This window comes from Pseudomonas sp. WS 5021 (assembly GCF_012985535.1).
Classification (GTDB): Bacteria; Pseudomonadota; Gammaproteobacteria; order Pseudomonadales; family Pseudomonadaceae; genus Aquipseudomonas.
Genome location: NZ_JAAQWP010000008.1, coordinates 79,812 through 90,580, shown reverse-complemented (window position 1 = coordinate 90,580; position 10,769 = coordinate 79,812). Strand labels below are relative to the sequence as shown.

6 protein-coding genes are annotated in these 10,769 nt (G+C 56.8%); 1 reads left to right on the top strand and 5 read right to left on the bottom strand.

Translation table 11 applies throughout. The features are described 5' to 3' along the window. Window positions 1–57: 57 nt before the first annotated feature. Window positions 58–1,020, top strand: a complete 963-nt coding sequence (locus tag HBO19_RS23475; RefSeq protein ID WP_170058410.1) for an alpha/beta hydrolase — start codon at window positions 58–60, stop codon at window positions 1,018–1,020. A 70-nt stretch (window positions 1,021–1,090) separates the two neighbouring features. Here the strand turns inward: HBO19_RS23475 and HBO19_RS23470 are convergent, their stop codons facing one another. The 5 genes from HBO19_RS23470 to HBO19_RS23450 all read right to left on the bottom strand — a co-directional run bounded on the left by HBO19_RS23470 (window position 1,091) and on the right by HBO19_RS23450 (window position 10,730). Next, complete coding sequence (locus HBO19_RS23470) at window positions 1,091–3,643, bottom strand: TonB-dependent siderophore receptor (protein WP_170043713.1); 2,553 nt, start codon at window positions 3,641–3,643, stop codon at window positions 1,091–1,093. A gap of 337 nt (window positions 3,644–3,980) precedes the next feature. Further along, on the bottom strand, window positions 3,981–6,503 hold the full coding sequence (locus tag HBO19_RS23465; RefSeq protein WP_170058409.1) for a TonB-dependent siderophore receptor: 2,523 nt from the start codon (window positions 6,501–6,503) through the stop codon (window positions 3,981–3,983). 198 nt (window positions 6,504–6,701) lie between these two features. Further along, window positions 6,702–9,188 (bottom strand): TonB-dependent receptor, encoded by a 2,487-nt coding sequence (locus tag HBO19_RS23460; RefSeq protein ID WP_170058408.1) that lies wholly within the window; start codon window positions 9,186–9,188, stop codon window positions 6,702–6,704. Window positions 9,189–9,294: 106 nt separating this feature from the next. Beyond that, window positions 9,295–10,227: a FecR family protein gene (locus tag HBO19_RS23455; protein WP_170058407.1), complete on the bottom strand. Its 933-nt coding sequence runs from the start codon at window positions 10,225–10,227 to the stop codon at window positions 9,295–9,297. Then, window positions 10,224–10,730, bottom strand: a complete 507-nt coding sequence (locus tag HBO19_RS23450) for an RNA polymerase sigma factor (protein ID WP_262377088.1) — start codon at window positions 10,728–10,730, stop codon at window positions 10,224–10,226. The genes HBO19_RS23455 and HBO19_RS23450 overlap by 4 nt, the downstream gene beginning before the upstream one ends. Between the last annotated feature and the right edge of the window lie 39 nt (window positions 10,731–10,769).

Genomic DNA, 10,769 nt, shown 5'->3' with positions numbered 1-10,769 from the left:
ACCCAACGCCGCCCCTGCACAGGGGCGGCACTGTATTGAATCAATAAGGAACACGTAATGCCCCTGGACCCCGATCTCGAAGGTTTTCTGGAGTTGGCTGAAATGGGTCGCCTGAGTGGCAAGAGTCAGCCCATGCATGCCTTGAGTGTGAGTCAGGCACGGCAGGAGTTCGAGTTGAGCTCGCAGATCCTCGACCCTTCGCCGCCCGCCAGCCTGACGATTACAACCTTGCACATTCCGACACGCGACGGCGCAAAGATAGAAGCCCGGCTATATCGCTCGGCACATCATGCCCAACCTTCACAACCGAGCATTCTGTATTTCCACGGCGGCGGCTACGTGGTCGGCAGCCTTGACTCCCATGACTCGATTTGCCGCCGCCTAGCATCAAGCGGACGCCATGCCGTCCTGGCCCCGGCTTATCGGCTGGCTCCGGAGCATCCGTTCCCCACGGCCGTCAACGATGCCCTGGATTGCGCCAACTGGCTGGCTCGCGAGGCGCACTCCCTGAATCTGGACCCGGACAATGTCAGTGTCGCCGGCGACAGTGCCGGCGCCACCCTGGCCACGGTACTGGCCATCAGCGCCGTGCAGACACCCGAACACCTTGCGCTAAAGCCCAAGACCCAGTTGCTGTTTTACCCGGTGGCCGACACTCAGCGTACGCGCCCTTCCCACCAGCTGTATGCCGAAGGCTACCTGCTGGAAAGCGATACCTTGCAGTGGTTCTATCGACATTACACTCCCGACGCTGAGCAACGCGGTGACTGGCGCACATCACCGTTGTTGGCAAAAGACCTCGATCCTCTTGCACCGGCCTACGTCAGCCTGGCCGAGTACGATCCGTTGTATGACGAAGGACTTGAATATGCCCAGCTGCTTCGCGATACCGGAACTGACGTTACTTTGTTGACTCAGGGTGGGTTGACCCATGACTTCCTGCGGATGTCGGGGATCAGTGCGGACATTGGCGGGATTTATGTGGCAGTCGAGGGTTGGTTGGAAGTGCATACCGCCTGAATATGCGGTCTTTTCCGTCAGACAAAGAAAGGGACATCTCACGATGTCCCTTTTTCTCTTCAAACTGCGCTTACCAGAAGGTACCGCGCAGGGTCAGCATGTGATTACGGGGATCGCCGTACCAGTTACCTGTGGTCGAAGTTCCGACGGTCGAATAATAGGTTTTATCGAACACGTTATTGAGGTTGTAGGCCACCGTCCAGTTTTCATCCAGACGATATTCAGCCATGGCATTCCACACAGCGTAACCCGATTGTTTGTAGTCGAAAGGAATCGACAGGTTGTTACCGTTTCCGTCCTGAACGGGTTTACCGTCGCTGCCTATCACTCCCGCAGTGCCACTGACGAAAGTCGCACTCTGCAAATTAACCCCACCCCCCAGTTTCACATCGTTGAACACTCCCGGCAGACGGTAGGTGCTCCAGAGCTTGACCATGTGCTTGGGGGTAATGGTGCTGAATGTGGAGTTTTTGGTACGGTTCTGGTTGTTGTTATAGGTATAACCAGCAATCAACATCCAGTCGGGCATCACTTCACCCGATATCTCCATGTCGAAACCTTTGCTGATGACTTTACCTTGCGGCAAATAGCAGCAGTTGCCACCAAACTGCACCTGGCTCAGTGGATAACGGGGATCTTCTACAGCCTCATTTTCCCGTTCGGTGTAGTAAATCGCGAAGGAGGTATTTACTGCTCCGCCAAACAGTTCGCCCTTGAGCCCGGTTTCATAGGTGCGACCCTCCATCGCCTCGATGGCCGAGCCCGGTTTCGGCCCCTGCATTTTTTGCTGCTGAGGGCGATACTGCTCAGAGTAACTGACGTAGGTCGACCACTCATCTGTCAGGTCGTAGACCAGACCACCATAAGGTGTGACCTTGGTCGATTCCCGCGTCGACACGTCTGATTCAACCTCCCAATTCCCCACCTCGGCCCAATCCGCCGTATAGAGTTGGTCGAACTTGAAGCGTTGGGCACGCGCTCCCACAATCAAATGCAGCGGCTCGGCCAGTTGCAGCCGTAGGGTCGAATACAGACCATATTGGACTTGGGAGTTGGGGTTGTAGTCCCGGAAGTAGTCTTTACGCGTCGGCGGTTGAGGCCAGGGAGTAGTATCTGGATCAAACACGTCCACTTCACCAAGCGCGCCTAAACTTCGCTGGGTGCCGCGCCAGCGACTGTTGATCTTCTGATGGTCCATGCCGAGCAAAAACTCATGGCGTAAACCAAACGCATCGAACTTGCCCGACAAGTTAATATCTGCCGACCCCTGTTCGCTGCGATAGGCAGTAGTATTCCCCTGCCAGTAAGTACCTTTGCCAGTGACCGGGTTTACGCCGTTAAGAGCAAAAGCACTTTTTGAGAGTCCAGACTCAAGGGTCTTGGTGTAAGTCGCGTTTATCTTCCAGTCATCGTTGAGTTCGTGGTCAATCTTGGCAAACAATTCCTGCGAGCGTCCATCCTGGTAGGCCCAACCCTGCGTGAGGCTGGTACGCCGGGATAGACCCAGGTCTTTGCCGTTGCTGTAGCGAGGCAAGCCTACACCGGAGCCATTCACATGAATACGCTCGGAGCGGCCACCGAAGGTCAGCCGTGTGCTGGGCAGGATGTCAGCTTCCAAGACTCCGTAAACCGTGGGTTTTTCGTCGCTCACATGATCCTGGAAAGAACCGTTTTTGCTGTAGGCCGTGACCAAACGCCCGCGTAACTTGCCGTCAAACCCCAGCGGCCCCGTGACATCAAGCTGGGTACGGTAACGATCCCAAGAGCCCGCCGAGGTGTCGATCTTCAACTGGTAGGCATCCAACGGACGCTTACGCACAAGGTTAATCATGCCACCTGGGTCGCCCGTACCGCCGAACAAACCGGAAGCACCACGCAGAACCTCAACGTGGTCAAACTCCACCAGGTCGTAGTTTTTGTTGGAGTAAAAACTCCCTGAGGAGTTACCCAAAGCCATAGGCGCGGCGCCGTCGATCTGGATGTTCTGGATCATGAAGCCGCGAGAGAAAAAGTCTGATGTACGCACGCTGGTTTTTTGCAAGGTGATCCCGGGTGCTAGCTTCAACGCGTCGTTCAGGTCCACTGCTCTCGTGTCCTGAATCGCCTGTGACGTCACCACCGACACCGACTGTGGCGTCTGCCGCAGACTGGTCGGGGTTTTCGAGCCGATACTGGTCAAGCCGGTGGTGTAGGAGCCGGAGTTCTCCGTCATCTCTCCCATGCCCTGGCCCTGGATGGTAGTGGCGCCCAGCTCAAGAGTTGAACTCGTACTATTTTCGGGGCCGAGGATGACGGTATTGTTTTCAATCCGGAAAGTCAGGCCCGCGCCTTTGAGCAATGTTTCAAGAGCTGCCTCGGGCTCCAGGGTGCCTTTGACGGCGGTGGACTTCTTGCCCGCAACCATATCCGGCCCGAAAAGCACTTGCAGGCCGGTCTGCTTACCCAGCTCGGTCAGGGCCTTGTCCAGCGACTGGGCTGGCACATTCACCTGTATAGGCTGGGCGAAAGCCACGCCGCAGACACTGAGAGCCAACCCAAGGAGCGCTACCGACACGCAACTGCGGCATGAAGAGAGGGGAGCATTGAAGAGTTTTTGCCTGAACCTTTTACTCTCGCGTTTCATTGTTTGGTTAAGCCCCAGATATGTCATTAATGTCGAAGGCCTCCCACTCTTGAGGCGGAATGACCTGAATTTAGTTAAACCGTCCGGACTCCACTCCCTGTTGCAGAGGGACGGTTTTGGCTTGAATCGGTGTCGAGCCATTAATGAACGTTTGGGATAAAAATAATTTAGAAGGATTCTCAATCACTTTGTAACAGTCGCAAAACCTTTGCCTTAGGTCCACACCGCTTCTTGTCAGCCACGCAGTGGAGCGCTCACCTCTAAATCATTGGCGAGCTTCGCGCACGTAAAAAAAATCACCTCAGGTGAGGTGATTTTCTACGACGATAGGGACAGCCTAGAACGTACCCCGCACAGTCAGCATGTAGTTGCGCGGTTCACCGTAGTAATTGCCATACTCGGAAGTCTTCAGAGTCTCGAAGTACTTGCGGTCAAACAGGTTGTTGCCGTTGAGGGCAACGGTCCAGTTTTCATCGACTTTGTATTCGACCATGGCGTCCCATACGGCGTAGCCGCCTTGGGCCATATCAAAAGGCTTTTCATCGTACGCATCATACCCGTCACCTGTTTGGTTCTTTCTAACCCTATAAGATGTTCCGCTGGCGTAGCTGGCACTCTGAATGTTGACACCACCACCTACTTTCCAGTCAGAAAGACGATCAGGCAGTGTGTAAACGGTCCAGAACTTCGCCAAATGCTTGGGTGTAACCGTAGTGAGGAAAGTGTCCTTGGTACCATTGTCTGTGAGATTCAAGGTGTAGCCGCCCATCACCATCCACCCAGGCAACACCTCACCACTGGCTTCAAGCTCAAGACCCTTGCTGACGATTTCGCCCTGGGCCAGATAACAGCAACTACCGCCATACAAGACTGACTCAGCCACGAACCGAGGATCTTGAATCGCCTCTTTCTCCCGCTTGGTATAGAACAGCGCAGCCGAAACGTTCAGCGTTGCGCCGTAGAGTTCCCCCTTAATGCCGGTTTCGTAGGTCTTGCCAACCATGGGTTCCAGGACTTTTCCAGAAGTACTTGGACCTTGCAGTTGCTGGGCCTGGGGCTTGAAGATTTCCGAATAGCTGGCGTACGCCGACCATTCATCATCGAGGGCGTAAACCAAACCACCAAAGGGAACCAACTTAGTCGGTTCACGATGATTGCTCTGGGACTCAATGCCCCATGCACCTGTATCAGCCTTTACGGCCATGTAGGTCTGTTCGAACTTATAGCGCTGCACCCTGGCCCCGATGATCAACTTGAGCGGATCTGTCAGTTGTAAACGCAAGGTCGAGTACAGACCATACTGCTTACGGGTATTGGGGCTGTAATCACGCTCAAGCTTGTTGCCAATGCTGTCAGAAGGTAGAGGTGTGAGGTCTGGATTGTAGACATCAATAGGATAGAAGCCCTGCATAGCTTTCGTTGAGCGCCAGCGGCTGGTCACCTTCTGCGCATCAGCACCGATCAGCAGTTCATGCTCACGATTGAACGCCGTAAATTTTCCGGAAACGTTGGCATCGAACAGCGTCTGCTCACTCCAGCTTTTAATGTAACTCCCTCCCCAAGTAGCGCCTTCAAGCGTTACCGGATCAGGAGAGCCCCACAGGAATGCACCTTTGGTCTCGGATTTATCGAAGGTATTGGTCAAGGAAACGTTCAACTTCCAGTCGTCAGCCAATTCCTGGTCGTACTTGGCAAAGATTTCCTGGGAGCTGTTATCGCCATAGGCCCAGTTCGGCGAGTACCAAGTGCGGCGACTGAGCTTCAAGTCCTGCCCGGTGCTGAAGCGCGGCAAACCGTCGCCGGTGCCATTTTCATGAATTTTCTCGTAGCGCCCCCCGACGGTAACCCGCGCCGTGTCTGTTACATCAGCCTCCAACACGCCGTAAATGAAAGGTTTCTCGGTGCTACGGTTATCCATGAAGTACTGGCGATCGGTGTTGGCGACCACCACACGCCCACGCAATTTACCGTCAAAGGCCATTGGCCCCGTCACGTCGACTTCAGTACGGTAGTTGTCCCAGGAACCTGCCGATGTATTGAACTTGAGCTGGAAGTAGTCCAGCGGACGTTTACGCACGGCGTTGATGATGCCACCCGGATCACCAGTCCCACCGAACAGGCCGGATGCTCCCTTCAACACTTCGATATGGTCGAACTCAGCCATGTCATAGGTTTTGTTGGCGTAGAAGGTACCGATACCAGAGCCGATATCCATCGGCGAGGCGCCATCAATCTGGATGTTATCGATACGGAAACCACGAGAAATGAACTGCGGCAGGCGGTAGTTGGCGTTTTTGACGGTGATGCCCGGCGTGCGCCGCATGGCATCGGACAGATCAACAATACGCCGGTCTTGCAGGACCTGCTGGGTGATGACAGACACAGACTGCGGTGTGTCCCTCAGACTGGTAGGCGTTTTTGAACCGGCGCTGACAAGTCCGGTAGTGTACGACCCCGAATTCTCCGTCATTTCCCCCATCCCCTGCCCCTGAATCGTGGTAGCCCCCAACTCCACCGCCCCTCCCTGCACCGGGGCCTTTTCAATCAAGATCACATCATCACTGAGCCGGGCGACCAGGCCGCTGTTCAGCAACAACCGGTCAAGCCCCTCCTGCACCGGGTAGTTCCCCTTCAACCCTTGCGACTGCTGACCCGCCACCCACTCGCTGACGACCATCAACCGCAACCCGGATTGCTCGGCAAAGCGCGTCAGTACCTGGTCAAGTTGACCGGCTTCGATATCGTAGGCCCGGTTGTCGGTCTTCTGCTGCTGCGCCGCCTGTGCCGGCAGGCTTATTCCCACGGCACTGGCCGTGGCTAGTGCCAGGCTCAAGGCGGTGTGCCTGATCAGATGCTGCATAACGCTCCCCCTGCTGAAATCAGCCAAATAAAAATCAATCTCAACAGGAAAGACGTCAGCCTTATGAACACCGACAGTGGCGATATGTATTTATTTTTCGCCAGAAACTGCGCTCATGACGAACCATCACAGGCTGCCAAGGCTGGCATGCGCTCATTAAAAAACCCGCAATCACGCGGGTTCATTTTTATCTGCGACTTACCAGAAAGTACCGCGCAAGGTCACCATGTGGTTGCGTTCATCGCCATACCAGTTGCCCGAGGACGGTGTCCCCAGTTTGCTGTAGTAATGCTTGTCGAACAGGTTATTGATGTTGTAAAGCACGCTCCAGTTCTCATCCAACTGATACTCGGCCATGGCGTCCCAGACGGCGTATCCGGACTGGCTGTATTTAAAATCGTAATACCGCTTTTGAGGGGCAAACCAGGTTGTCCCGCTGACATCCGTAGCACTCTGTAGATTCACGCCGCCGCCCAACTTCAGGTCATTGAATACGCCTGGCAGACGGTAGGTAGACCAGAGTTTGACCTGATGCTTGGGTGTCACACTGCTGAACACTTTGGCTTGAGTGCGATTGCGGTTGTGGTTATAGGTGTAACCGGCCAGTACGTTCCAGTCCGGCAACACTTCGCCGGTGAACTCCATATCAACACCCTTGCTGGTTACCTCGCCTTGAGGTAAGTAGCAGCAGTTACCGCCGTGCAGCACACTGGACGCTTCGTAGCGAGGATCAAGTACTGCCTCGTTTTTACGGCTGGTGTAGTAAAGCGCAAACGACGTATTGACAGCCCCGCCCCACAGTTCTCCCTTGACCCCCGTTTCATAGGTCTTGCCCGTCATGGACTCGATAGGGCTACCTGGATACGGCCCCATCAGTTTGGTTTGCTGTGGTTTGAAAATCTCGGAATAACTGGCGTATGTCGACCATTCATCCGTGAGGTCATAGACGATGCCGCCGTATGGCACCACCTTCGTGGGTTCGCGAACAGAAACATCTGAATCAGTACCCCAGACCCCCTTGTCGCGGGAACGATAGAGTTGATCGAATTTATAACGTTGCGCACGAGCACCGACAATCAGGTGCAACGGCGCGGCCAATTGCAAACGCAGGGTGGAATACAGGCCGTACTGCACTTGGGTGTTAGGGCTAAAACGGTGGAAAAAATCTTTGTCGGTGTCGGGCTGTGGCCATGGTGCTGGGTTAAAGACATCGATTGGCACACCCGACCCAGTGGCCTGGGCAGTCCCCGCCCATGAACTGGTGATCTTCTGGTGATCCATCCCCACAAGGAGTTCGTGCTGCAACCCCATTGCCTCGAATTTGCCGGCGAGATTCACATCAAACAGCTTTTGATCGCTACGATATTTGTTATTAGAGCCCCCGGTATTGGGCCCTGTCATGGTCGCAGGATCAACCGCGCCAAATGAGAACGCGCTTTTGGAAAACCCTGAATCCAGGGTCTGGGTATAGGAAACGTTCCCCTTCCAGTTCTCGTTGAACTCATGATCGATCTTGCCAAAGATTTCCTGGGATCGACCATCCAGGTACGCCCAGTTCTGTGTCAGGCTGGCGCTTCGCGAAAGTCCTAGATCCCGGCCATCAAGGTAACGCGGCAAGCCCGTACCTGAACCCGTCTCGTGGATGCGTTCAGAACGCCCACCCAGGGTCAGTCGTGTGTCATCCGTGATATCCGCTTCCAACACCCCGTAGAAAATCGGCTTTTCCAGGGCGCGATCATCAGCCATGTATTGGCGATCCGTGTAGGCCGCCACCATGCGCCCACGCAGCTTGCCGTCAAACCCCAAAGGTCCGGTGACATCCATCTGCGTGCGGTAGTTGTCCCAACTCCCCGCCGAGACATCGATCTTTAACTGGTAGGCATCCAACGGGCGCTTGCGTACCAGGTTGATCATGCCGCCTGGATCGCCTGTACCGCCGAACAACCCGGACGCACCCCGCAAGACTTCAACGTGGTCATACTCCACCAGGTCGTAGCTCTTGTTGGAATAGAAACTTCCCGACGTGGTACCCAGGGCCATGGGAGCGGCACCGTCGATTTGAATGTTCTCGATGTTGAAGCCTCGAGAGGAGAAGTCTGACAACCGGAAGTTATTGTTGGTGACCGTAATGCCTGGCGTGGTTTTCATCGCTTCGGCCAGGTCGGTCATGCGCTTTTCTTCAATAACCTTCGCAGTCACCACCGACACCGACTGCGGCGTCTGCCGCAGGCTGGTCGGAGTCTTCGAGCCGATACTGGTCAGGCCGGTGGTGTACGACCCCGAATTCTCCGTCATCTCCCCCATCCCCTGCCCCTGAATCGTGGTAGCCCCCAACTCCACCGCCCCTCCCTGCACCGGCGCCTTTTCAATCAAGATCACATCATCACTCAGCCGGGCGACCAGGCCGCTGTTCAGCAACAACCGGTCAAGCCCCTGCTGCACCGGGTAGTTCCCCTTCAACCCTTGCGACTGCTGACCCGCCACCCACTCGCTGACGACCATCAACCGCAACCCGGATTGCTCGGCAAAGCGCGTCAGTACCTGGTCAAGTTGACCGGCTTCGATATCGTAGGCCCGGTTGTCGGTCTTCTGCTGCTGCGCCGCCTGTGCCGGCAGGCTTATTCCCACGGCACTGGCCGTGGCTAGTGCCAGGCTCAAGGCGGTGTGCCTGATCAGATGCTGCATAACGCTCCCCCTGCTGAAATCAGCCAAATAAAAATCAATCTCAACAGGAAAGACGTCAGCCTTCTGAAACCCGACAGCGGCGGCCAGCGTATTTTTTGCGCATGGGTTACTGTCGGCGCGAGTCGTCGCGCTCGATCACGGTCAGCCACGGCAGCAGGCGCACCCGCAGTGGCAGGGTGCGTTGCAGCAGTTTGAGTTGGGCGTCGGTATCGTCGGTGGCGATGATGCCGGTCACGGGCAGGTCGCGCAGGCTGTTGTCGCGGACCCAGATCACGCCGCGATGGTAGCGACCCAGTTGCTCCAGCACCTCGCCCAGGGGTTGGCGGTTGAACACCAGTTTGTCGCGGCGCCAGGCCGTGGCGGTGCCGACGTCGACCGGTTGGGTGCGCGCGCGGCCGTCCGGGCCGTATTGCACGGCCTGTCCGGCCTCGACATCGGTGGTCTGCGGGTCGCCGTCCAAGGTCACACGCACGGCGTGTTCGGTGACGACCATCCGCACCTGCTCGCCCTCGCGTCGCACGTCGAAGCCAGTGCCCAGCGCGCGCAGGCTGCCGCGCCCGGCGCGTACTTCGAAGGGGCGTTGGGTATCGGGGGCGACCTGGACGAACAGTTCGCCGGTATACAGATGCAGCACCCGGCGACCACCTTGCATGTCGATATCCACCCGGGTGCGCGGCGCCAGTTCCAGGTGCGAGCCGTCGTCCAGTGTGACGCGGCGGTGCTCACCCAGGCCGGTCACCTGGTCCGCCATCCAGCCGTGTTGCTCCGCCTGCCAGGACAAGCCGCCCGCCAGGCTCAATGCGACGACCAGCCCCAGTTGCAACAAGCGGCGTGACGATCCAGGTGGGCGCTCCAGTGCGCTGCCCAGGCTCTCCCACAGTCGTTCCGCCGCATGGGCGGCACGCTGGTGTTCGGGCGAGGTTTCGCACCACTGCAGGTAGGCATCCCAGGTCGGTGCCTCGGGGCTGCCTGAATGCAGGTCGACCAGCCACTGCAACGCCTGCTCGGTCAGCAATGGCGAAGGTTTTTCCAGTGTCACTCGGTCATCCCAAGACGCCGGGCGCAATGCAGCACCGCGCTCATGATGTATTTGCTGACCATACTGGGAGACACCCCGAGTTGCTTGGCAATCGCCGCATGGCCCAAGCCGTCGAGGCGGTTGAGCAGCAAGGCCTGGCGGCTGTTCTCGGACAATTCTCCCAACGCCTGCTGCAACAGCTGCAATTGCTGGCGCATTTCCACCAGTGCCGCAGGGCCCGGGCATGGGTCGAGCAACTCGTGTTGCACATCCTCCAGCGAGTCCATCGGCCCGCGCCGTGTGCGGCTGCGGCCCAGGTCGATGATCAGGTTGCGCAATACGCGAATCAGGAAAAACCGCGGATTGGTGATGGTATGGGTGCGCTGCTGCCGGTCCAGGCCGACGTAGCGCACAAACGCGTCCTGCATGAGGTCGGCCGCCATTTCCCGGTCGCCCAGCCGACGGTAGGCAATCTGCTGCAGTTCGCGATGATAGAGGCGAAACAACCGATCCAGATTATCCAACGCACACTCCATGGGCATCCGTGTGCAGGGCACACATAG